This window comes from Psychromonas arctica (assembly GCF_036697365.1).
GTDB classification, from domain to species: Bacteria; Pseudomonadota; Gammaproteobacteria; order Enterobacterales; family Psychromonadaceae; genus Psychromonas; species Psychromonas arctica_A.
In genome coordinates, this window is sequence record NZ_JBAHZA010000001.1 from 234,206 (window position 1) to 259,361 (window position 25,156).

Here is a 25,156-nt window from a genome sequence, read left to right on the forward strand (position 1 = left end):
TAATGCCATGTTCTTAATCGCGTTTAGTTAATAACCAACACTGATGGATTTTATCATTGCCTTTAAAATCTTCAGGAATAGAGGCTTTGCTGATATCTTTCACATAAAAACCTAGGGCTTTAATTGCCTCGATATCTAATTTAAATCCACGTTTATTGTTTGAAAAAATGATCTCGCCTTTTGAATTTACACGCTCACTTGCCGCAGTCAATAAAGCAACATGATCATCCTGCACATCAAACACGTCACTCATACGTTTTGAATTTGAGAAAGTTGGTGGATCAATGAAGATCAGATCGTACATTTCATGGGCATGTTGTAGCCATTTAATACAATCTTGTTGGATAAACTCATGTTTACCTTTAATACCATTTTCCTGGAAGTTTTCTTGTCCCCAGTTCAGATAAGTATTAGACATATCCACACTAGTTGTTGATTTAGCACCGCCTAATGCAGCATGTACAGAGGCAGTTGCTGTGTAACAAAATAGGTTTAAGAAGTCTTTGCCTGCAGCCATTTTACCTAAACGTAAACGCGTAGGGCGATGGTCAAGGAATAAGCCTGTGTCTAAATAATCTTGCAAATTAACAATGATTTTAGCCGGCCCTTCTTGCACCACTAAACGTTGCTTTTTACTGTCTAACTTTTCGTACTGTTGACGCCCTTTTTGACGTTCACGTACTTTGATAATCAATTGATCATCAGTTAAGTCCAATAGATAACGCGTTGTTGAAACGATATCTAAGAAACGACGGCGTACTTTTTGTGCATCAATCTCTTTTGGTGCGCGGTATTCTTGAATAATTAAATATTCGTTATAACGATCGATAGCCACATTATACTCAGGTAAATCCGCATCGTATAAACGGTAACATTGAATATCTTCACGTTTAGCCCATTTATCTAAACGCTTCATATTTTTCAGTAAACGGTTAGCAAAGTCTTCCGCGTAAATAGCAGGTTTAATCTGTTTAACTTCTTTAAACACTAATTCAGATTCAGACTCTTCAGCCATTGGGAATTCTTGCGTCGGTGCAATGGTGCCCCATGGATTATCTTCCGTTGATTCTTTATAAACTACGTCTGCTTTTTTAGGTGCTTTAGTCGACTTAGTAGTTACTGCAACTTGTTCAGTCACTTCCACGTTACGCTTTGGAGAAATTCGGTAATTTTTAAGCACACATTCAATAGGGCCATTGAAGAATTTATAACTACGCCCAGCACGCATACCTAGACAACTTAATAATTCGGTATCCATTGCGAACATGCTTAAGTTCCAACCTGCAAAGGCATCTTTAAAGTGATGTCCGAGCTCGGTGTACAAGGTAATGGTGTCACTGAAACCACCTAAACGCTCACCGTATGGCGGATTTGAAATCAGCATACCCGTTGTTAACTCTTCCGGAGGCATGACTTTTTTCGCATCTTGTACGCTAAATTCAATTAACTCAGCTACGCCTGCACGTTGCGCATTTTGACGTGCAATACTGACCATATCTTTGCTTAAATCTGATGCATAAAATCGTGCATCACAATCCTTAACAGCACGTTTACTGTAAACTTGTGCGCTTGTTTTAAGCGTTCTCCAGGTTTCAGCATCATGTTGTTTCCATTGCTCGAAACCAAATTTATCACGCAATGTACCAGGTGCAATGTTCAATGACATCATAGCAGCTTCAATCACTAACGTACCTGAACCACACATAGGATCTAGTAGCGCTTCTCCTTTCCAACCACTGCGTTTAATAATACCAGCCGCTAATGTTTCACGTAATGGAGCCTCACCAGCAATAGTGCGGTAACCACGTAGATGTAATGGTGAACCAGATAAATCAAGATAGATTGAGGCTTTATCTTTGAATAAACGACCATTAAAACGAATATCGGCATCGCGTTTTTCAACGTTTGGACGTTCATCAAATTTCTTACGGAAGCGATCCACAATGGCATCTTTAATTTTTAATGCGCCAAACTGAGTATTACGGATCTCATCATTACTTCCTGAGAAATCAATAGAGAAGGTTTTATCCACATCAAAGTGGCTTTCCCATGGAATGTTGCTACAACCTAAGTACAAATCCATTGGATCAATGACTTTGAATTCACTTAACTTAAGTAAAACACGAGACGCAAAACGCGACCATAAACACACTTGGTAACCCTGCTCTAATGAACCGTCAAAGCTAACACCACCAGCAATTTGCTTAGTATTTTCAATACCAAGATCTTTAAGTTCTACTTCTAATAAAGGCGCAAGCCCTTTCGCTGTTGGGATAAAATAACTGAACATAGACGCTCTCATGCAATTGTTGAATAAAAAATAGCGCGTATTATACCTTGCAAAAAGGATTATCCCTATGGAATTTTCAGCTGTTTATTTACTATGATTAATCGATGACGTTTAGCTGAGTTGTTGCGGTGGAAAGAGGTATAACATTATCCAATTTATAAGGTTCATTGCCACGTTAGTAGAAAAGTAATTCAAAGAATTAAAATTAAAACAAGCAGCCGGAAGCTAGCGCCTCTAAAAAATGTATTGCTTAATCGTATTGAGTTAATTCAAGAATAATACAGAGGGCTTTCGAAGACAGCATTAATATTAAGGCTAATTTATCTATTACTTTAATTCAAAAGTATCTCGTAAATTATAAAAAATAAGAAGCAGAAGAGAAGTTTGCAGTACCCTTAAAATAAAAAACGCTTCATTGAGAAGCGTTTAAAAATAAGTAATAACTCGTAAAAGTTATTTATTTAATAAGTATTTAATACGTGTTTTCAGGATATCTGTAGCGATTCGGTTTTTACCACCGCGTGGGACAATGATGTCAGCGTGTTGTTTAGATGGCTCAATAAACTGAAGAAACATAGGTCTTACTGTTTTTTGGTACTGTGCCATTACAGAATCTAATGTTCTACCGCGTTCCATAATATCGCGCGTTAAACGTCGCATTAAACAGATATCTAATGGCGTATCAATAAAGATACTTGCATCAATTTGAGAGCGTAATTTTGAATCAGTCAGCAATAAAATACCTTCAATAATAATGATTTTTTTAGGTGATAAATTAATCACTTCATCAGTACGAGTATGTTCTGTGTAACTATAGATTGGAATTTCAACGGATTGATTGTCTTGTAAAGATTCAATGTGTTGGCTTAACAATTCATGGTCAAAAGCTTTTGGGTGATCGTAATTAGTTTGTACACGCTCTTCCATTGGCATGTGGGATTGATCTTTATAATAAGCATCTTCGGAGATAATGCCTATTTGATCTGTCCCTAACTCCTGACGAAGTTCATTACAGATGGTGTGTGCAATCAGACTTTTCCCTGAGGCAGAAGCCCCTGCAATTGCAATAACGACACAGTGATTTTTATTCAAAATTGACCTTTATAAAATGTATTTAATTTAATCCGGATAACTCATTTAACATAGCAAGTTATTATGCTGATATTAAAATAGTAAAACTATTAATAAGGTAGAGTTAACCTTCTGTATAGAGTGATAAATTTATTGTGCTGGGCAAGCACGGTTAACCAAATAAGCAAATACACTACCGCATGTTAGGCCGCCAATATTAGCAAAAAGATCCATCCACTCACCGTAACGGTTTTGGTATGGTTGAATCAATTCAATGGTGCCACTGAGCAATGTAAATAGTAAAACGACGACTATCCAATAATTAGGCTTTTTCAACATCAATGGAAAGACTAGCGCACTATAAGCAATAAAATGGTGAGTTTTATCACTACCAGGAACAGAAGGTAACTGCTCCATCGGTGTAAGTGATAAAAAAGTAATTAATGAGGCTAGTATCACTGATAAAAGTACCCAATAATTTCTAATTAACTGCAAGAGTAAATTCATAAATAATATCCAGCCAGTTTAAGCCATCGATTCAGCTAATTCAGCTAATAACTTTTGTTGCTGCTCTGTTAGTTTCGTCGGCGTCGGAATAACAACGGTATAAATTAAATCACCAATTACATCGCTGTTCATGGCTTTAATACCACGTCCCTTAATTCTAAATTTACGGCCTGCTTGTGTACCGGCGGGTATTTTTAAATTGATGTAACCAGTAAATGTTGAAGCTTTAGCCGTTCCGCCAATGGCTGCTGTTGGAAAGTTAGTTTTCAAATCACAGTAAAGATCATTGCCTTTACGAACAAAAAATTCATGTTCTAATAATTCAACTTCAACAAATAGGTCTCCACGCGGAGCGCCTAAAGTACCAGGGTTACCTTGTCCTGCAACGCGTACTCGTTGTCCCTGGTTAATACCAGCAGGAATGACTACACCAAGAGGATTCGCTGTATTTGGTAAACGTACTTCTTTTGTGCAACCTTCTACGCACTCTTCTAGTGTTAACTCTACTTTTAAAATAATATCAGAGCCATTTCGAGGTTGAGGGCGACGCGGTTCTTGTCTTTGTTGGTGACGCTGCCCAAACATATCGCCGAACATATCGTTAAAATCGCCACCTTGCCCAAAACCGCCTTGACCAAAGCCACCACGTCCACGTGCTTGACCGTTTTCAAAAGCACTATGTCCAAAGTCGTCATATTGTTCACGCTTCTCTGGGTCGCTCAAAATTTCATAAGCGTCTTTTACTTCACGGAATTTTTCTTGTGCGACAGGATTATCAGGGTTTCTATCTGGGTGATACTTCATTGCCAGTTTTTTGTAAGCTTTTTTTATCTCTTTATCTGATGTTGTTTTACTAACACCTAATACTTCATAACAATCACGTTTTGACATTCTTTTCTCGATAATTCTACGGTAACAACATAATGCACATCAAATTGGGCGAATTATAGCGCAACTAATATAAAATCACATAAAAATTGCGACTTAGATCAGATAAAGTCTTATCAAGTTGCTACCACATTAAAGTAACAGCAAAAAAAATTATTTTTATTTCAGTAGCAATTAACTAATTTAAATGATTTCAATAACCACTATGAAAGGCAAGATATCGCATAAAACCTGACTTAACTTTGATCTTAAATGCCAATACCTCACAGCTATCGATCAGTTAAAGTTATCGACAACGCAAACTTATTCGCCAAAACCTATCAATTGTATTCGCACAAACGTTTATATTTTTAATCCAAATCTCCTTATTATCCAAACACTTGTTACAAAGATGTTTAAAGGAAATAAATATGAAACATAAACTTAACTTATTAGTGCCTATTCTTGGGTTAGCTACCATTTTTAATATCAACGCAGAAACAATGACAAAAGATAATGGTGCTGCAATTGGAGATAATCAAAACTCATTAACCGCAGGTCCTAATGGCAGTGTTTTGTTAGAGGATGTTCATCTAATTCAAAAATTACAACGCTTTGCACGTGAGCGTATACCTGAGCGTGTAGTTCACGCTCGTGGTACAGGTGCACACGGTGTATTTGTTGCGTCAACAGATTACACTGATGTGACAACAGCTGCCCCATTTGAATCTAAAGGCAAAGAAACACCAGTATTTGTACGTTTTTCTTCAGTAATTCATCCATTAGGTAGCCCTGAAACACTTCGTGATCCAAGAGGCTTCGCAACTAAATTTTATAGTGATGAAGGTAACTGGGATTTAGTCGGTATTAATATACCAGTGTTCTTTATCCGTGATGCAATTAAGTTCCCTGATATGGTGCATTCACTTAAACCTTCTCCTGTTACTAACATTCAAGATCCAAACCGCTTCTTTGACTTCTTTTCTCATGAGCCAGGGTCAACGAATATGCTAACACGTGTATTTAGTGATAATGGTACGCCAGCAAGTTACCGTGAAATGGATGGTTTTGGTGTTCATGCTTATAAAATGATCAATGATGATGGTGATGTTAAATATGTAAAATTTCACTGGAAGAGTCATCAAGGCATTAACAACTTAGATGCAGATCAAGTAAAAGCAGTACAGTCGACAGATACACAGCATATGACACGTGATCTATATGCAAATATCGCTGAAGGTAACTTCCCTAAGTGGGATTTATACATTAAAACATTAAATCCAAATGATCTTAATAAATTTGATTATAACCCACTAGATGCGACTAAAACTTGGGAAAATATAAAAGAAACTAAAGTGGGTACGATGACTTTAAATCGTATTCCTGACAACTTTTTCCAAGAAACAGAGCAAGTTGCAATGGCACCTGCGAACTTAATTCCTGGTATTGAGCCCTCAGAAGATCGTTTATTACAAGGACGTATTTTCTCATATGCTGATACACAGTTATATCGTTTAGGTGCAAATCACCAACAACTTCCAATTAATCGTCCAGTTGTACCTGTTGTAAATTACAACCAAGGCGGTGTAGGTAACGTGGGTAATACTCAGTCAGATATAAATTACCAACCTAATTATGAAGGTGTCTCTGAAGATGTAAAAGCGCGTCATAGCACACCAGAACTAGTAGGTAATGTACAACAAAAAGCGATTTATAAAACATTAAACTTTGCACAAGCCGGTGATCTTTACCGTTCATTTACCGATCAAGAGCGTAAAAACTTGATACGTAACTTATCAGGTGACTTAGGTGCTGTTAAAAACAAGCAGATCCAACACAAAATGTTAAGTCACTTTTATAAAGCGGATACTGAATATGGAACACGTTTAACTGAAGCAGTTAATGGTGATCTTGAGAAAGTAAAAGCAATCGCAGCAACTTTATAAATCAATAAAAGAATGGGTAGATTAAGGTGAATATAAACACTTCTACCCTTCATAACCAAGCTAAAAGAGGAAAGATATGTTTACTATTAAGTCAGTAATTTCGAATCATAGAAGATCGAAAACAAATTGGGTATTTGCTACTATCTTTTCTCTTTTTTTATTCACTGTTATTTCACCAATTACTTTTGTTCAAGCCAACGAAATAAATGAGAGTTCGGCTTATAAAGAGTTGACGCCTTATTATTATGCCGCAGCACGTACCGGCGATAATGACGTTATTACAGAATTTTTAAATGCTGGTCTACCTGTTGATATTAAAAACCACAAGGGTTATACCGCTTTAATGATTGCTACTTACAATGGCCAAAAAAATATAGTAAATAATTTAATTGAAAATGGTGCAAACGTTTGCGAGCAAGATAACAGAGGTAATACTGCATTAATGGCAGCAGTGTTTAGAGGCGAACTTAGTATTGCTAAAACCTTAATGTCTGAAGAGTGTGATGAAAACCAACAAAACAAAGCAGGCCAAACCGCTGTGATGTTTGCAACATTATTTGGTCGAGAAGAGCTGCGTACTCTATTAATAGAACGAGGAGCAGATATTAGTTTAGAAGATAAAAGTGGTAATTCTGCAGTAAGTATTGAACAGGCGAATCAATAAACTGGCTAGGATAAATCTACTTTCTTAGAAGCTTGCTTATTGTAAAAACTATCTGGGTCAGAGATAAAACGACTAATACATACATTACAGATATAATGTTTATTTTTAGCTTGTTCATCTATCAAATCCAGTAGTGCTTGTGGAACAGTCACTTTATTACACCAACATCCCTGCTTTGCCACCACATCACAATGATTTTCCTGTAAGCAAAGCGGGCAATTCTTTTCACTCATTATTAAGTTCACTTAACAGTTTGAGAAGCAGCAATACTTCGTACAAATAAATATTGCCGCTTAATATCGACTAGATTGCACACTGACCATCTACATAATCTTCATTATGATCATGATCTTCATCAAAATGAGCACTTGAATAACAAATAAGTACTTCACTACTTGGGCTATATTGATCTTCATTACCTGCTAAATAACGAAGATGTTCCCATGCCAGCATATAAGCGAAAAATAAACGATGTTGACGTTTTACTTTAATATTTTTAGCATCAAATAATTGGCTGCCAGCGTAAGCCTGTAACGACTCAATAATATTAACAAAACGTAACCATGGTTGAGCGTTATGCTTAGTAGGCTTAAAATTCATTTGATTAAAAGCCAATAAAGCATTCCAAAAATGTTTATTAGTCTCTTTATCCTTCATTTTTTTTGCTTGTTCAACTAATGAAAAAAAGCTGCGCTCTGTAGTTTGCTCTATCTGCAAATAATCTTTTAATTGTTTGATTAAATGTAATTCCGCTTGATAGAAAAAAACGGCTAATGATACGGGCTGCTGTGCTTTAAACTGCTCAACGAAACTTTCAAAACTATTTTCCACAGGTTTCTCCAAATAATGAATAAGACACAATCAATGATTAATGTATGAATTAAACACGATGCTCTAAATAACCGAAAGCGGTTAGCATTGCTTGCTCTTGAAATTTTTTAAGCCCTAATTCAACAGCTGTTGGAGAGTTTTGTGCTTTCTTTAGCCCTTCTTTAATATAATCAGGCGTGATCACTTGCACATCTAAACCATCAATTAGTTGCAAAGCACCTTCAATCTTAAAACTTAAAGTGTGGCCAGCAAATTTTCCTTTTAACGCACGTTGACGAATGATTACTTTATCAACTTGGTAATCTTTCATTAATTGTGCAAAATCAAACTGAAACTTTTTAAGTGGTTCAGTATTAATAGGGTCTGTTAATGTTAGTTTCGTTGTACGCACAGGCGGCACATCATATAAACCATTTTTATATTGCATGATTGCAATAACGGCTTCGTTACCTGTTAATTCAACACCACATACTCTCATTGTTTTTCCTTTTTCTTTATTGTACCAATCACGACGTAATAATGACTGATATTATTTGTGACATATTATAGGCGATAGTATATTCGCCAAAACACAAAAGCCCTAATCAAAGATTAAGGCTTTTAAAAAATTTAAAATGTTGTTTTTTACTTATCTTGTAAACGTAAATTAATCATTCTTAATGTTGCACCTATGCCAGCAATAACTTGGTTAGTATTAACACCACGAGTTGTAAACTGCTCACCTGCATCTTCCCAAGTAACAGAACACTCGGTTAATGCACTAGTTTGACCACCCGGTGGAATACGTAACTCAAAATCCACTAATTCAGGGAAACTAAAGTCATGTTCATTAAGAATTTTTTTCATAGCTTTAATGAAGGCATCGAAACCACCATTACCGCTACCGCTCGCTTTATGAATTTTATCATTTACACGAACTCTAATACTTACTGTCGACTCTAAATCTAAGCCAGAATTGATAGAGCAATTTAATAATTCAACATTGTTAAAGTCATTACGCTCTAATAAATCTGCAATAATGAATGGTAAATCATCAGCTGTAATTGTCGCTTTTTGGTCACCTAACTGTACGATACGTTTCAATAATTTCTTTTGCTGATCTTCATCTAGTTCGATATCCATCTCTTCTAGATTTTTAGCTAATGATGCTTTGCCACTCATTTTACCTAAGGCATAGCTACGTGAACGTGCAAAACGTTCAGGTGTTAAAGCGGAAATATACAAGCCGCCTTTCTTATCACCATCGGCATGAATACCACTTGTCTGTGTGAACACGTCAGCACCTACAATGGGTGTATTATCGGCAATACGTTTTCCTGAGAAGTTTTCTACTAGTTTACTTAAGTTATGGATTTCTGATTCATCGATATTAACTTTTTTACCCAGTTTATCCTGCAATACAATTGCAACTTCAGTCAAAGAGGCATTACCCGCTCGCTCACCTAAACAGTTCATAGTACAGTGAATTGAAGACACGCCAGCTTTAACTGCATACATTGCATTGGCAGTCGCTAAACCATAATCATTGTGTGGATGAAAATCGAATTTTAAGTGAGGGAAACGAGCTGTCATATCACTTAGGCTAGCAAAGACGTCATCAGGAGACATAACACCTAATGTATCTGGCAACATAAAGTGCGAGATACCAGCATCAGAGAGTTTTTCAACCATCTCATACACATATTCAGGGCTATCTTTGTATCCATTTGACCAATCTTCTAAGTAAATATTCACTTTTAGATTTTTTGATAGCGCATAATTAATAGTTTGTTTCACATCGATTACATGTTCATTCAATGATTTTTTTAACTGTTCTGAACAATGTTTTAAACTACCTTTTGCGAGTAAATTAAGTACTTTACCGCCAGTATCAGTGATCCAATCGACACTCAATGTATGATCAACAAAGCCTAGGACTTCAATGCGATCCACTAAACCTTCTTTTGTCGCCCATTTATTTAATTGTGCAACTGCAACTTTCTCACCTTCAGAAACGCGTGCCGAAGCCACTTCAATACGATCAATTTTGAGTCTTTGTAATAGCGCTTTAGCTAGGCTAACTTTTTCTGCCGGAGAAAATGAAACAGCTTGCGTTTGTTCCCCATCGCGTAATGTTGTATCCATCAACTGTACAGTGACGTTATCTTGAGCCATTGTTTACTCCACTATGATTACTCGGTAAAAACTTATTGCAATAAGACTTAATATTCGTAAAACGAAAATTTCGATCGTATTTAAAACCCACTTAAAACAATACAAATTAGAGACTTAACGCAATAAGTTTTCGATAAAAAAGGCGCAACAGGTGCGCCTTTTTTTGATTGTAACGAACTAAAACAGATTACGCGCTAGGCCATAACCATGGAAGACGTTTTTTGTGCTCTACTTCATAAGCAGAGATTTCTTTTTCGTGTTTTAGTGTCCAAGCGATGTCATCTAAGCCTTCAAGTAATGATTCTTTACGGAATGCATCAACTTCAAAAGAGATAGATAAACCACCCGGCGTTGTTACTTTTTGAGCTTCTAAATCAACAGTAAATTCAACACCTTCGTTAGCTGCGATTTCTGCCATTAGTGCTGCAAGTTGTTCATCAGTGACTACGATTGGTAAAATGCTATTTTTGAAACAGTTACTGAAGAAGATATCAGCGAAACTTGTTGAAATAATAGTATTAAAGCCGTAGTCAGCGATTGCCCAAGGAGCATGCTCACGAGATGAACCACAACCAAAGTTTTCACCAGCAACTAAAATTTTAGCGCCTTGGAAAGCAGGTTTGTTTAATTCAAAATCAGGGTTTGGTGTTACGTTATCCGCAAGAAAACGCCAGTTATGGAATAAGTTAATACCGAAACCAGTACGCTCAACTTTTTTCATGAAGTTTTTTGGGATGATTTGGTCTGTATCAACGTTACTACGATCCATTAACGCTGCGATACTTGTATGTTTAATATATGGTTGCATTATTTTCGCCCCTATTTCCAATCTCGGATGTCTACAAAGTGACCTGCAACTGATGCTGCAGCAGCCATTGCTGGTGATACAAGGTGAGTACGACCACCTTTACCTTGACGACCTTCGAAATTACGGTTTGAAGTAGATGCACTACGTTGACCATCTTTTAATTCATCGCCGTTCATTGCTAGACACATTGAACAACCTGGATCACGCCATTCCCAACCAGCATCAACAAAGATCTTATCTAGACCTTCTTTTTCTGCTTGAACTTTAACAGGGAAAGAACCTGGTACAGCAAACGCTTGAACGCCATCAGCCACTTTTTTACCTTTCAGTAATTCTGCTGCAGCACGGAAATCTTCAATACGACCATTTGTACAAGAACCAATAAACACAACATCAATATGGATGTCTGTGATTTTTTGACCTGCATCTAATGCCATGTATTTAAGTGCGCTTGCACATGCTTGAGATTTAACTTCATTAGTGAAGTCAGATGGAGCAGGAACAACACCAGTTACTGAAATAACTTGCTCTGGAGATGTACCCCAAGAAACTTGCGGTGCAATATCTTCCGCTTTTAATTCGATAACAGCGTCAAACTCTGCGCCTTCATCAGAACGTAGTGATTTCCAATATTCAACAGCTGCTGGCCAATGATCGCCTTTAGGAGCAAACTCTTTACCCTCTAGGTAATCGAAAGTCACTTGGTCAGGGGCAACAAGACCTGCACGTGCACCAGCTTCAATCGCCATGTTACACAGTGTCATACGACCTTCCATTGTTAGGTCTGTAATCGTATTACCAGCAAACTCCATTACGTAACCTGTACCACCAGCAGTACCTGTTTTAGCAATGATTGCTAATGCAATATCTTTTGCAGTAGAAAAAGCAGGTAATTTACCTTCTACTTTTACTAGCATTGTTTTTGCTTTTTTCTGTTGTAATGTTTGTGTTGCCATTACATGTTCAACTTCACTGGTACCGATACCAAACGCAAGTGCGCCGAATGCACCATGTGTTGCTGTATGGCTATCACCACAACATACAACCATACCTGGATGAACGAAGCCATGCTCAGGTACAACGATGTGAATAACACCATTTTGATTGCTGTCCATGCCGTAAAGATTGATTTCGTTCTCTTCACAGTTAGCAGTCATCGTTTCAACTTGTTTTTTAGCGATTGCATCAACAATGTTAAAACGATCCTTAGTTGGAACACAGTGGTCAATTGTACCTAGAATACTATGCACGTTACGTACTTTACGGTTTTGTAGACGAAGACCCTCGAAAGCTTGTGGGCTTGTTACTTCATGCATTAGATGTCTGTCAACAAACAAAAGCGGAGAGCCTGCTTCTGGTTCGTGAACTAGGTTCGCATCCCAGATTTTTTCATACATTGTTCTAGTCATTGTTTCCCTTACCACACTATTAACCAAACCAAACAGACTGGGTTCATTTATATTGAAGCAAACAGATACTCGTAAATTGTGGTCAACATAATTATTACTAATCACATTGAGCACTACTTACGTCACCCATTTTTTACTGAATCTAAACTGACCAAATATTGAATGGAATTGGTATTACTTAAAAATCTAGTTACCGGTTTGCACATATTGCTAATACGAATGATTATCAATAAGCAGATCGCGGTGAATTTGTAAAGTCTTATTCTAATGGATCAGTCACAAACGTACAATATACCGACTCAAATTTGTGGCTTATCTCCATATATGTTTATGCAATAATTAATACTTTTTATGCATTTATGGCATTTCTGAAGCTCAAAAGTTTCTCTATTTTCTGATAGAAAAAATCCAACATTTTCCGTAAGATAAAGCCATATTAGAACTTAAATTAGGCTAAACGTTGATGCAATTCGATATCATCACCACACAAACACAATTATCTGAATACGTAAAAACTTTAGATAATTCCCCTATCTCTTTAGATACAGAATTTGTACGCACACGTACTTTTTATGCCAATTTAGGCTTATTACAAGTTTCGCAAAATAAAAAAATCACCCTCATTGACCCTATCGCGATTGGAGATATCACAGCATTTTGGGAAGCAATAGATAATAAAAATTGTATTTTACATGCTAGCAGTGAAGATCTTGAAATTATCAAGCAACAAAAAGGAGACCTCAATATAAGCCTGTTTGACACGCAAGTTGCTTGTGCTTTTCTAAACCAAGGTGCTTCTTTAGGCTACGCGAAGATGGTTGAGTCGATTGAAGGCGTTTTATTAGATAAAGGTGAATCCAGGACTGACTGGTGTGCCCGCCCGCTTACTGCTAAACAACAAGTATATGCAGCTGCTGATGTATTGTACTTAGAGCCTTGTTTAACGGTATTACAAACCCAATTGCAAGAAAAAGGAATGGCAAAGTACTTTGAACAAGAATGCCAAATGATTCTTGATCAAAAGATGACACCTGTAAATCCAGAGAAAGCTTACAAGTCATTAGATAATCTGTTTCAATTAGATAGAAAAGGTTTAGCGGTTATTAAAGCGTTAGCTAAATGGCGATTGGAAACAGCACAAATTCGTAACCTAGCGCTAAATTTTGTCGTGAAAGCTGAACATCTTTGGTTATTAGCGCATTATCAACCTACCAGCTTTAATGATTTAAAGCGCCTTAAACTTGCGCCTAGTGAAATTCGAATTCATGGTGACCAAATACTAAAAATTATTGCTAACGTCGCTGAGCAAGATCCAGAGACTTTCCCACCGCTTATTTCACGTTTAATCGACTTCCCTGATTATAAGAAATCGTTAAAAACAATTCGCGACAAAATTAAGGCTTGTGCCGAACGTCATGAACTACCTGTTGAGTTAATCGCGTCAAAACGCATTATTAATGAGTACCTAAGTTGGTGTTGGAAGCTAAATGATCAACAACGCTTAACTGCAAATAAGCCTAAATTATTGACGGGGTGGCGATTTGAGATGATCGGGCATCAATTGGATTTTATAGCTAATCCATAATTTAGTTTAGAGCTAAAAACGACTTCGACATAAGTTAAATAGACACCTTAATTGGAAAATGCGATGCGCACTGATATTGCCGAACAAACTGAAAACGAAAGCTGGCTAGCAAGCTGTAAAATCTATCTACAAAAACGTGTCGCGATTTTATTTTTTCTTGGATTCTCCGCTGGCTTACCAATTTTATTAGTTTTTTCTACCTTATCATTTTGGTTAAGAGAAGCAGAGGTAAGTAGAGCCAGTATCGGCTTCTTTAGTTGGATCGCCCTAGCCTATGCGTTTAAGTGGATCTGGTCTCCTTTCGTCGATCGTTTATCGATCCCTTTACTAACCCACTGGTTAGGACGACGACGTTCATGGTTATTAATATCACAAGTATCAATTACTTTAGCGCTTATTGGCATGGCGATGAGCGATCCACAGCAAAATCTAATATGGTTTGTAGTATGTGCTTTAGTGGTTGCTTATAGTTCCGCCACACAAGATATTGTGATTGATGCCTTTCGTATTGAATCCGCACCTGAGAAATACCAAGCGGCTATGGCTGCGGCTTATATGACCGGTTATCGCTTAGCCATGATCATGGCCGGTGCAGGATCATTAGCTATCGCAGCTTGGGCAAGTGAATCTGAAGCTTATCAACTCTCCGCTTGGTCACTTTCCTATTTTGTGATGGCTGGCTGTATGGCGGTGGGTATTATCACGACCTTTGTTGCAAATGAACCTGAACAGAATGCTGAAAAGCAGCTAGCTTTACAGCAGCGACAAGATGCCATTGAAGCTAAGTTAACAGATACAAAACTACCAAGATTTCTCGCGCACTTCATTGCATGGTTAAATATTGCAGTTATTGCCCCTTTCACAGATTTTTTCAATCGCTATGGGAAACATGCTTTACTAATATTGGTGTTAATCGGCAGTTACCGCATCTCAGATATTGTGATGGGCATTATGGCAAATCCTTTCTATGTGGACATGGGTTACACCAAAGGAGAGGTAGCGGCGATATCTAAAGTCTTTGGCGTTATAATGACATTAGTAGGTGCAGGTTTAGGTGGTATTTTATTAAATCGATATAGCACTTACAGCATTTTATTTTTAGGGGCTTTGTTAGTTGTCATCACTAATCTTATTTTCGCAGTCTTGGCCTTTGTAGGGAAGGATTTAACGCTATTAAGCTTAATTATATCCATGGATAATATCAGTGCAGGTATTGCAACAACGGCATTTATTACTTACATATCTAAACTCACTAATATTGAGTTTTCAGCAACACAATCAGCCTTATTTAGCTCTATGATGTTGTTATTTCCAAAATTTATGGCGGGTTTTTCTGGTGTTTATGTAGATAGCTTTGGGTATGTTAACTTCTTTATTGCTTCTGCATTAATTGGATTGCCAGTGTTAGCTTTAATCATGCTACTAAAGAAAATAATTGAAGCTTAGATTATTTGTTTAAGAGTGTAGTGGTTAAACTTTAAAGGGAAGCAGTGTTGAAGTTGAATAAGTTAAAGTTTAGTAAATAGATGAGAGCATATATTAGAACTTCTCATCTATTTATTGATAACAGATTCAATATTACTCTACTGAAATCTCGTCTGACTCACTAGCTTCGCCTTGCATGATCATAATTTCAACACGGCGATTTCTATTTTGTGCCTCAGTACTATTGCCTTCTGCTAGCGGTTTACTATTAGCGTAGCCTACTACCAACATTTTCTTAGCGCGAATACCGTCTACTTTTAACATTTCCTGCGCTACAGAAACAGCTCGCTGAGCAGAGAGGTCTAAATTAGAACGATATAACTCCGATTGAACCGGTTCATTATCCGTATGCCCAGCAACTGTTACAACCCCTGGAATGTCGACTAAAATGTTCGCAATTTTAGTAATAACCGGTCTAAAGCGCGGTTGTAAAAAAGCAGAGCCCGCAGGGAAAGCCCCCTTCTCTCTAACACGAATAATCAACTGTTGCCCTAATGCCTCTATTTCAATAGCGCCATCTTCAATCTCTTCACGTAAATCTTCAGCAACTTGCTTCGCTAATGCTTGTTGTTGTGCAGAACTTGGTGTTGAGGCTTCTTCGGTGAGCTCTAACTGTTGTTCAGAAGGATCCGCATTTGATTCAGCCGCTTCAGCAGATAACACTTCTTTAGTTTTTTCATTGACCTCAATTGCAGTTTCACGAATGGGTACATTTTGCTGTGCACCAGAACGTTCACTATCACCATCTTCAAAGTCTAAAGAGGTACTGGTAACCTCAGTTGTTCTTTGCATAATCACTTCAATCGGTGTTGGATCAGGTCTACCTGGTCTAAACTCTTGCGCAATTACGGAGGTGCCTTTGGGGATATCTTTAACTTCTAATTGGTTTTGTACACCGAATGCAAAGGACATTGAGCCTGCAATTTGTTTAAACTTTAAAACATCCATTTCTGAAAATGAAAGTAATAATACAAAGAAACACATTAAAAGTGACATTAAGTCAGCAAAGGTCCCCATCCATGCGGGTAACCCTTCGGGTGGACATTTACATTCTTCTTCCATTACTCACCCCCAGCATCTGCATCACCGTTACTGCGTTTAGATTCAGGTAAATAGTTACGTAATACACCTTCGATTACACGTGGATTTTGACCATCTTGAATACCTAATACGCCATCTAAAATAAGGCTGCGATTTAATTTTTCTTCTGCCGCTCTTAATTTAAGTTTATCGGCAATTGGCAAAGCCACCATATTCGCTACAACGGCACCATATAATGTAGTTAATAGTGCAACCGCCATTGCCGGACCAATTGATTTAGGATCATCCATGTTAGACAACATGGCAACCAAACCAATCAAGGTACCGATCATCCCCATCGCAGGAGCAACATCTCCAAAGTTTTTAAAGATATCAGCGCCGACTTCATGGCGTTCAGAAGTTAAACGAATATCGTTTTGTAAAGTTTGACGTACCACATCTGCATCATGACCATCCACCAGCATATCGACACCCTTTTGCATAAAGGGGTTAGTTATTTCAGCTTCTTCCAATGCTAAAAAACCGCCTTTACGCGCAGCATCAGCCATTTCAACAGTTTTAATGATCAACTCTTCAGGTGAATCAGTTTTAAACATGAAAGCTTTCATGGCTATTTTCACCGCACCAAAAAATTGCCCAATGTTATATTTCATCATGACAACAAATGCAGTACCACCGAATACAATTAGAATAGAGGTAACATCAATGAACATATCAATTGTGCCACCTAACAGCATTGCCATGACAACAAAGCCAAAGGCACCTATAATCCCAACAAGTGTTGCTAAATCCACAGATTAATCCTTTTAAATTATTAGTTATCCATCATTTAATAGATAGTATAGCTATTTATAGTTAGTTTGTAGTCCAAATATTGTTATTTAGGTAAGATTCTAATCAATACGTTAAAGAGCCTACAACTTCACTTTTTAGCAATTATTTGTATGCCTTAGTTTGACTTCCTTAACAGTCACGGTAACCTTGCAGAAAATATAGAAAAGAGATCCCTCAATGGCCTTAAAAAAACCTGAAAATATGCAGTATGAAGAAGCAATTACAGAACTTGAACAAATTGTTTTACATCTAGAAGCTGGTGATTTGCCGCTAGAAGATGCATTAAAGCAATTTGAACGTGGTATTGCATTATCTCGTAGCAATAATCAAAAACTTCAGCATGCACAACAACAAGTTAGCATCTTAATGCAAAATGATGCACAAGCACCTTTACAATCATTTGAAGAATAACTTTTTGCTTTACTTTTCTTATACTAAGTAGCCTACATGACACAACTAACTTCTACCATGAAGCAATATCAAGATCGTGTAAATGCACAGCTTGAATTACATATTAATCATGCACACATTACTTCTCCTGAATTAAATGAAGCGATGACCTATGGCGCATTATTGGGCGGTAAACGTGTTCGACCTTTCTTAGTTTATGCCGTCGGGAGTATGCTCGGCAGTAAGCTTGATACGCTAGATCCGATCGCCTCTTCCATTGAATGTGTTCATGCTTATTCATTGATACATGATGATTTACCAGCTATGGATGATGACGCCTTACGACGTGGTAACCCAACTTGTCATATCAAATATGATGAGGCAATGGCTATTCTTGCTGGTGATGCACTACAAACAATTGCCTTTGATATTTTATCAACAGAAATCGAAGGTGTAACTGCACAAGCTCAATTAAAAATTATCAACACGCTTGCACGTGCATCTGGTGAAAAAGGGATGTGCGCGGGACAGGTGTTAGATATTGCAGCAGAAAATAGTGCAATTTCATTATCGCAATTAGAAGCCATTCATAATGCAAAAACTGGCGCATTAATTTTAGCAGCAGTACAAATGGGTGCGCTAACTAAGGTGGATATTGAACCCGCTGAATTTGATTTATTAACACGTTTTGCTCGTGCTATTGGCTTAGCTTTTCAAGTGCAAGACGATATTTTAGATATTACCAGCGATACTGCAACTTTAGGCAAACCTCAGGGGTCTGACCAAGGATTAAATAAGTCAACTTATCCAGCCTTACTTGGATTAGAAGGTGCACAACAAAAAGCACAGGACTTATATCAAGAAGCACTTCATGCTTTATCGCAATTGCCCTATAATACTCAGTTACTTGAGTTATTTTCTCATTACATAATTAAACGTGACAAATAAATATGCCATTGGATTTAAGAAATTACCCGTTACTTGCAAAGATTAACTATCCAGAAGATCTGCGTTTATTAAAAAAAAGGCAGCTCCCAGCCTTGTGCGAAGAGTTACGTCAATTTTTATTAACTAGCGTAAGTCAAAGTAGTGGCCATCTTGCGTCAGGTTTAGGTGTAGTCGAATTAACAGTTGCTTTACATTATGTCTACCACACTCCTTTTGATCATCTGATTTGGGATGTTGGGCATCAAGCTTATCCGCATAAAATTCTAACTGGTCGTCGTGATCAAATGGAAAGTATTAGGCAGTTTAAAGGCTTACACCCTTTCCCTTGGCGCGAAGAAAGTGAGTACGATGTTCTGAGTGTAGGTCACTCTTCTACCTCAATAGGCGCAGCGCTAGGTTTAGCTATTGCTGCTGAAAAAGAGCAAAAAGGTCGTAAAGTCGTTGCAGTAATCGGTGATGGCGCAATCACAGCTGGTATGGCGTTTGAAGCGCTTAATCACGCTGGAGCCTTAAACAATGACATGTTGGTGGTCCTTAATGACAATGAAATGTCTATTTCTGAAAACGTTGGCGCGCTAAACAATCATTTGGCTAAAATACTTTCTGGCGATTTATACACTCAATTCCGAGAAGGCAGTAAAAAAGTACTTTCTAACATCCCGCCAATCAAAGAATTAGCCAAGAAAACCGAAGAACATTTAAAAGGGATGGTATCGCCAGGTACTATCTTTGAAGAGTTTGGTTTCAACTATATTGGACCAATGGATGGCCATAATGTAATAGACTTGGTAGATACGTTACGCAATATGCGTAATCACCCAGGTCCGCAATTCCTTCATATTATGAGTAAAAAAGGTAAAGGTTATAAACAAGCCGAATTAGATCCTATTACTTATCATGCAGTTCCTAAATTCACTCCAGATCAAGCTTTACCTACGCCTAAACCATGTGCACCAACCTTCTCAAAAATATTTGGGCAATGGTTAAACGATATGGCTGACAGTGATCCTAAATTAACTGCGATCACGCCTGCAATGCGTGAAGGCTCAGGTATGGTCGAATTTTCTAAACGTCATCCTGATAAATATTATGATGTTGCGATTGCTGAACAACATGCAGTGACTCTTGCTGCAGGTATGGCGATTGCGGATTTAAACCCTATAGTTGCTATCTATTCAAGCTTTTTGCAACGTGGTTATGACCAACTTATTCATGATGTCGCGATTCAAAACCTAGGTGTTTTATTTGCAATTGACAGAGCAGGTATTGTCGGAGCTGATGGTCCTACACACCAAGGAGCTTACGATTTAAGCTTCTTACGTTGTGTGCCTAACATGACGGTGATGACTCCTTCAGATGAGCAAGAGTGTCGTAATATGCTTTACACGGGCCATTTACTTAATACCCCAGCAGCGGTTCGTTATCCACGTGGAAGTGGTACAGGTATTAAAGTTGAGCAGGAAATGACTGCATTGGAGATTGGTAAAGCTAATGTGGTTAAGGAAAGAAAGTCACTCGCTATTTTATGTTTTGGAACTTTCCTACAAGCTGCAACTCCTGTAGCTGATAAATTAAATGCTACTTTAGTAGATATGCGTTTTGTAAAACCATTAGACAAAGCCTTGTTAACCGAGTTAACGCAAAGCCACACACAGATAGTGACCATCGAAGAGAACAGTATCGCAGGCGGAGCAGGATCTGCTGTGAACGAGTTTTTACTCACTCAAAAGTTTACAGGTAATGTATTAAACTTAGGTTTGCCGGATACTTTTGTAGAGCAAGGTACACAACCTGAGATTTATGAAATGCTGCAATTAGATAGTAAAGGTATCGAGGCGCAAATTAAGGCGTTTTTTAATATCTAGTTCGCTTGCCATACTCTAGATAAAAGCAGGTTTCTCCTGCTTTTTTTATACCTAAAATATCTATAATTTTAAGATTGGTAGAACACTGATTATACCAATTGCATTAAATAAGTGATCTAAATTTTGCACAGGAAAAATGACTTAGTTTAAGGCGTAACTTAAGCCTTTCGACTATTAACGAAAGTTACAACGAAGAAATAAATTATTTTAACAAGTAAAATAGATCAGTTACCTTAGTGTGATTGGTATTACATTCAATATTCAGTCTCAATGTCCACTGTAGATGTAAACCATTAGAGATAATGGTTAATGTATGCTCTAGACCAAAAAAGCCTCTAGGCTATTTAAAGTACTAAAATAACCTAGAGGCTTTAATTATTATTCTGATAATAACTACTGCTCTTGCTTGGGCGTTATCTCTATCTGTTTTTTAACTTTAAACAGTGACCAATACGGAATACCATTACTCGAGAATATCTCTTTTAAATTAAATTTATTATTCTGAGCCCAAATTTTATCTTGATAAAACAGTGGAATAATCCAATTATTTTGTTGTAATGATTTAAAGTAATCTGATTGTGATTTGAAATTATCATTTAAGCCCTGTTGCTTAAATTTATCTTGTAAATAGTCGCTTAAATCACTGTCTAAAAATAGATTTTCAAACATATTATCTCGGCTCATTAAACGTGTGTCCCACGTTGAAACGGTGAAATCGTAATATAAGTTTGTATTTTTCCATATATCTTTAGAATCAATCTCTTGTGTCACTACGGTAATACCAATGCGTTTTAACATTTTAGTTAATGCTTCAGCGACTTTCTTGGTATTTCCCACTTCATCTAACATAACTAACAAGGACATTTGTTTAGGTACATTCATTGTTTTTATTAATGATTTAGCTTTATCCAAGTCATATTCAGGCATGATCTCTTTGCTTGGATTACTTTTACCATCCACTAAAGTATTTTCGGCCAATGACAAAATAGAAGGATGTACCTGTCCATTATCTTTCAATATATACTTAAGCATTCCCTGGTGATTGATTGCTAAATGGATTGCTTTTCGTGCATCTTCGTTTTCTAAAATGGGCGATAATTTATCGTTAATTGTTAAAAAAATAACATTTGAAGACGGAACTCTCACTAGATTTTTAATGGTATTTTCTTCTAAATCTTCAGCAGTTTTATTGGGTACTCCAAAGCTTACTTGTACGTCATCGGCCAACAAAGCAAATAGACGAGATTGCGGTTTATTAATTCGCATAAAGCGGAAATATTTAGTCTCAGGCTCCCCATCCCAATAATGTGGATTAGCGACCACCACAATGCCAAGCATAGGATTATATTGCTGAATTAAATAAGGTCCTGTCCCTGACATAGGCGGTGTCTTAACTGGAGGTAATATTATCGAAGGCGATGTGTCTAATAGATTTGCATTACTTTGATAAAAAGTCGAATCAAGCACAAATAAGTTGGTGAGATGATCCAACAATTCAATATCGGTTAAGCTGGAACGAATATCAAAACTAAACTGTTGCGTGGCTTTTACCCATTCTAATTTACTTAAAAAACTGATGCTTGATTGCTTTTTAGCTTGTTCAAAAGACCAAATAACGTCTTTGGAAGTCAATAAATTACCGGTATGAAAGTGGATATTCTCACGTAGGAAAAAACGTACTGTGGTTTTATCAAGTCGCTCCCAATGCTCTACTAAACGTCCTTGCAAGTGTTGTTGATCATCCCATCTAAATAAAGGGTCAAAAAGCAAATGTTTAAACTGTTGAGTCATTAATGAGTCATCAGTAAATGGATTAAATGAGACTGGGGTTTTATCAATAGCAACTGTAATCGCTTGTGGATTAAAGACATTTTGGCTTTGTGCCAAGCTACCTACTGAATAGAGCATTGATACCATCAACATCCAACGTAAAAACATATTTACCCCCAATAATGCATGATCAAAAATAACCCTACTGCAGCAAAAACACCGGCGACAATATCATCAATCATGATGCCAAAACCACCCGCTACTTTTTTATCTAGCCAACTAATTGGAAATGGCTTTAATACATCAAAAAAACGAAATAAGGCAAACCCTACAGCAACCCAAATAAATGGAATATCTAATGTACTTTCGACATTAGGGTAGATCAACAACACTGGGAACATAGTGATCCAATAACCGACAAACTCATCCCAAACAATTGCTTTATGGTCATGCACCCCCATCGCTTGGCTAGTAACTTCACAAACCCAAAAACCGAGCAAGCTAGTAACAACCAGCATAATAAGATAAGACTCTATATTAAGCATTGCTAGTACATAAAATAAAGGGACAGCTGCTAATGTGCCAAATGTACCAGGTGCTTTCGGTGCTAGACCACTACCAAACCCGATCGCAGCTAAGTGCATTGGATTAACTAACTTTAAGCCGTTTAAATCATCACGATTTAACATGTTCTTTTTTACCTTATTTGAAATGATCCCAACCCGCTTTATCTAAATTAATGGGTTGTTTTAAATGAGTGAATGTAATTGCTCGATGACTACTAGCACTATGTTCAATCGTTTCTTTTTGTTGGTTAGATGCTAATGAGGCAGTGATCTTGCCGATCTGATAACACACCGCCTCTTTACTGACTACCTGAGTGTTAAGTAACTGCTTAAATGCAGCTATTTTATCTGCTGGCACGGTAAATAAAAGCTCATAATCATCACCTCCACTTACTGCAAATTGCCAAGCCTGTAGTTGACTAATATGGCCTTTTTGTATTTGTTTTTTCATTGCTTCAGACAAAGGAACATTTTCTAATTCAACCTGTGCAGAGCACTGTGACTTTTCTAAAATATGAATCAAGTCTTGGCTTAACCCATCAGAAATATCAATACATGATGAAGCAAAATTAACTAACTGTTTAGCAAGCAGTAAACGTGGCTCAGTTAACTCTAAAGCATCAATAAAAGCTTGTTGATTATCTACTTTATCGCAGTTACCAATCAATAGTTTGACCGCCAAACCTAACCCGCCATCACCTAGTGGACCACTTACGCATAATAGATCTCCAGGTTGAGCCCCATTGCGCCTTAACGCTTGACCTTTTTTAACAATACCTTTAGCTGAAACAGTTATCGATAAAGGCCCTTTTGTTGTATCACCGCCAATTAATTGCACTTGATATTTATCTGCCAAAGCAAAAAAGCCTCGACAAAATTCACTGATCCAGTGTTCATCAATTGAAGGTAAAGTAATTGCTAAAGAAACCCATTTAGCTTCAGCGCCCATTGCCGCTATATCACTTAAATTAACCGCTAAGGACTTATACCCAAGACGATAAGGATCCACATCATCGAAGAAGTGAACCCCGGAAACTAAACTATCAGTAGTGACAACTAACTGATAACCATCAGGGATATCTAAGATGGCACAATCATCACCAATTCCGAGAGTAACACCCTGCTCAACATCTATAGGACGATCAAAGTATTGATGAATAATGTCAAATTCGCCTTGGCTCATTTTCTTTTTAACGACAATGTAGGTTTATTTTTTGATGTATTTAAAGCAGATGTCTTTATAGTATTATTAACAAATACTTTCTTAGTTTTAGGTGCAGACTTTTCAAACCTTTTAGGACGATTATCTACCGATGGTTTATTACGAGCTAATTTAGCGCTATTACTTTGATCGGTAGATTGTTGTTTTGGTTGTGCAGTATTAACAGCTGTTTTAGATGAGCCAGCAACCGCTGTATTAATTTCAACCATCTCTTGTTCTGACAAATTACGCCATTGTCCCGCTTTTAAGTTCTTTAATGTGACATTCATGATACGTGTACGTTGTAAACGCGTCACTTCATAACCTAAATATTCACACATACGGCGAATTTGACGATTTAAACCTTGCGTTAAAATGATAGTAAACACAAAACGACTTTCAACTTTTACAATACAGGGCTTAGTAATGGTATCTAGAATTGGCACACCGCGCTGCATTCGGTCAACAAAGCGTTCACTCAAAGGTTGATCTACAGTCACACGGTATTCTTTATCATGTGCATTTTCTGCACGTAGAATTTTATTAACGATATCACCATCACTGGTTAAAAAGATTAACCCTTCAGATGGTTTATCTAATCGTCCGATCGGGAAGATGCGCTCTTTATGTTTAATGGCATCAATGATATTACCGTAAACATTTCGCTCAGTGGTGCAAGTAATTCCAACGGGTTTGTTATAAGCGATATAAACACGGTCAGCTTTGTTGTCAGCAATTTTACTAATGCGTTTACCATCAACAACCACTGTATCACCAGGTTGTACTTTTGTACCTAATTCAGGCACAACCCCATTAATTTTAACCCTATTTTGTTCAATCAATTTGTCGGCTTCACGTCGAGAACAATACCCCGAATCACTGATAAATTTATTAAGACGTTTTTCGATATCTTGACTCACGGTA

Annotated in this window: 23 protein-coding genes; 7 read left to right on the forward strand and 16 right to left on the reverse strand. The window is 37.3% G+C overall.

Translation table 11 applies throughout. The annotated features are described in order from the left end of the window. Positions 1-13 precede the first annotated feature (13 nt). The 4 genes from rlmKL to V5290_RS01040 form a co-directional block, all read right to left on the reverse strand. Positions 14-2,290 (reverse strand): bifunctional 23S rRNA (guanine(2069)-N(7))-methyltransferase RlmK/23S rRNA (guanine(2445)-N(2))-methyltransferase RlmL, encoded by a 2,277-nt coding sequence (gene rlmKL / locus V5290_RS01025; protein WP_333380832.1) that lies wholly within the window; start codon positions 2,288-2,290, stop codon positions 14-16. A gap of 453 nt (positions 2,291-2,743) precedes the next feature. Then, complete coding sequence (udk, locus tag V5290_RS01030) at positions 2,744-3,382, reverse strand: uridine kinase (RefSeq protein ID WP_333380834.1); 639 nt, start codon at positions 3,380-3,382, stop codon at positions 2,744-2,746. Positions 3,383-3,511: 129 nt separating this feature from the next. Beyond that, a complete protein-coding gene (locus tag V5290_RS01035; RefSeq protein WP_333380836.1) occupies positions 3,512-3,868 on the reverse strand; it encodes a VanZ family protein in 357 nt (118 codons plus the stop codon). A gap of 18 nt (positions 3,869-3,886) precedes the next feature. Further along, a complete protein-coding gene (locus V5290_RS01040) occupies positions 3,887-4,759 on the reverse strand; it encodes a DnaJ C-terminal domain-containing protein (RefSeq protein ID WP_333380838.1) in 873 nt (290 codons plus the stop codon). 407 nt (positions 4,760-5,166) lie between these two features. Here V5290_RS01040 and V5290_RS01045 point away from each other — a divergent pair, with 407 nt between their 5' ends. After that, a complete protein-coding gene (locus V5290_RS01045; protein WP_333380840.1) occupies positions 5,167-6,681 on the forward strand; it encodes a catalase in 1,515 nt (504 codons plus the stop codon). A 76-nt stretch (positions 6,682-6,757) separates the two neighbouring features. Further along, complete coding sequence (locus tag V5290_RS01050) at positions 6,758-7,345, forward strand: ankyrin repeat domain-containing protein (RefSeq protein WP_333380842.1); 588 nt, start codon at positions 6,758-6,760, stop codon at positions 7,343-7,345. 5 nt (positions 7,346-7,350) lie between these two features. Here the strand turns inward: V5290_RS01050 and V5290_RS01055 are convergent, their stop codons facing one another. From V5290_RS01055 to leuC, 6 genes are all read right to left on the reverse strand, one after another. Continuing rightward, a complete protein-coding gene (locus V5290_RS01055) occupies positions 7,351-7,578 on the reverse strand; it encodes a cysteine-rich CWC family protein (protein WP_333380844.1) in 228 nt (75 codons plus the stop codon). 70 nt (positions 7,579-7,648) lie between these two features. Next, positions 7,649-8,176 (reverse strand): hypothetical protein, encoded by a 528-nt coding sequence (locus V5290_RS01060; RefSeq protein ID WP_333380846.1) that lies wholly within the window; start codon positions 8,174-8,176, stop codon positions 7,649-7,651. Positions 8,177-8,225: 49 nt separating this feature from the next. After that, complete coding sequence (locus V5290_RS01065) at positions 8,226-8,654, reverse strand: DUF3010 family protein (protein ID WP_333380848.1); 429 nt, start codon at positions 8,652-8,654, stop codon at positions 8,226-8,228. Between the two features lie 146 nt (positions 8,655-8,800). Beyond that, positions 8,801-10,330, reverse strand: coding sequence for an alpha-isopropylmalate synthase regulatory domain-containing protein (locus V5290_RS01070; protein WP_333380850.1), 1,530 nt, complete (start codon positions 10,328-10,330; stop codon positions 8,801-8,803). A gap of 187 nt (positions 10,331-10,517) precedes the next feature. Further along, positions 10,518-11,138: a 3-isopropylmalate dehydratase small subunit gene (gene leuD, locus V5290_RS01075; RefSeq protein ID WP_333380852.1), complete on the reverse strand. Its 621-nt coding sequence runs from the start codon at positions 11,136-11,138 to the stop codon at positions 10,518-10,520. A gap of 11 nt (positions 11,139-11,149) precedes the next feature. Beyond that, on the reverse strand, positions 11,150-12,547 hold the full coding sequence (leuC, locus tag V5290_RS01080) for a 3-isopropylmalate dehydratase large subunit (protein WP_333380854.1): 1,398 nt from the start codon (positions 12,545-12,547) through the stop codon (positions 11,150-11,152). A 463-nt stretch (positions 12,548-13,010) separates the two neighbouring features. On the opposite strand from leuC, the gene rnd reads away from it, so the two are divergent. Beyond that, entirely contained in the window at positions 13,011-14,132 is a 1,122-nt protein-coding gene (rnd, locus tag V5290_RS01085) for a ribonuclease D (protein WP_333380856.1), read from the forward strand. 63 nt (positions 14,133-14,195) lie between these two features. Continuing rightward, complete coding sequence (locus tag V5290_RS01090; protein WP_333380858.1) at positions 14,196-15,578, forward strand: AmpG family muropeptide MFS transporter; 1,383 nt, start codon at positions 14,196-14,198, stop codon at positions 15,576-15,578. A gap of 132 nt (positions 15,579-15,710) precedes the next feature. Here the strand turns inward: V5290_RS01090 and V5290_RS01095 are convergent, their stop codons facing one another. Then, on the reverse strand, positions 15,711-16,679 hold the full coding sequence (locus V5290_RS01095; RefSeq protein ID WP_333380860.1) for a flagellar motor protein MotB: 969 nt from the start codon (positions 16,677-16,679) through the stop codon (positions 15,711-15,713). Beyond that, entirely contained in the window at positions 16,679-17,452 is a 774-nt protein-coding gene (gene pomA / locus V5290_RS01100; RefSeq protein ID WP_333380862.1) for a flagellar motor protein PomA, read from the reverse strand. Before pomA ends, V5290_RS01095 begins: the two co-directional genes overlap by 1 nt. A gap of 217 nt (positions 17,453-17,669) precedes the next feature. Here pomA and xseB point away from each other — a divergent pair, with 217 nt between their 5' ends. Genes xseB through dxs form a run of 3 tightly spaced genes read left to right on the forward strand, consistent with a single transcriptional unit; the run spans position 17,670 to position 20,695 of the window. Then, positions 17,670-17,903, forward strand: a complete 234-nt coding sequence (xseB, locus tag V5290_RS01105; protein WP_333380863.1) for an exodeoxyribonuclease VII small subunit — start codon at positions 17,670-17,672, stop codon at positions 17,901-17,903. Positions 17,904-17,939: 36 nt separating this feature from the next. Beyond that, a complete protein-coding gene (ispA, locus tag V5290_RS01110) occupies positions 17,940-18,830 on the forward strand; it encodes a (2E,6E)-farnesyl diphosphate synthase (RefSeq protein ID WP_333380865.1) in 891 nt (296 codons plus the stop codon). 2 nt (positions 18,831-18,832) lie between these two features. After that, on the forward strand, positions 18,833-20,695 hold the full coding sequence (gene dxs / locus V5290_RS01115; RefSeq protein ID WP_333380867.1) for a 1-deoxy-D-xylulose-5-phosphate synthase: 1,863 nt from the start codon (positions 18,833-18,835) through the stop codon (positions 20,693-20,695). Between the two features lie 393 nt (positions 20,696-21,088). On the opposite strand, the gene V5290_RS01120 is transcribed toward dxs, so the two are convergent. The 4 genes from V5290_RS01120 to rluF are packed head-to-tail and all read right to left on the reverse strand — an operon-like array spanning position 21,089 to position 25,152. Continuing rightward, positions 21,089-22,633 (reverse strand): ABC transporter substrate-binding protein, encoded by a 1,545-nt coding sequence (locus V5290_RS01120; RefSeq protein WP_333380869.1) that lies wholly within the window; start codon positions 22,631-22,633, stop codon positions 21,089-21,091. Between the two features lie 2 nt (positions 22,634-22,635). Next, positions 22,636-23,154 carry a phosphatidylglycerophosphatase A family protein gene (locus tag V5290_RS01125; RefSeq protein WP_333380871.1) on the reverse strand — a complete coding sequence of 173 codons (519 nt, stop codon included), beginning with the start codon at positions 23,152-23,154 and terminating at the stop codon, positions 22,636-22,638. A 13-nt stretch (positions 23,155-23,167) separates the two neighbouring features. Next, entirely contained in the window at positions 23,168-24,214 is a 1,047-nt protein-coding gene (gene thiL / locus V5290_RS01130) for a thiamine-phosphate kinase (RefSeq protein ID WP_333380873.1), read from the reverse strand. Then, on the reverse strand, positions 24,211-25,152 hold the full coding sequence (gene rluF, locus V5290_RS01135; protein WP_333380875.1) for a 23S rRNA pseudouridine(2604) synthase RluF: 942 nt from the start codon (positions 25,150-25,152) through the stop codon (positions 24,211-24,213). Before rluF ends, thiL begins: the two co-directional genes overlap by 4 nt. Positions 25,153-25,156 lie beyond the last annotated feature (4 nt).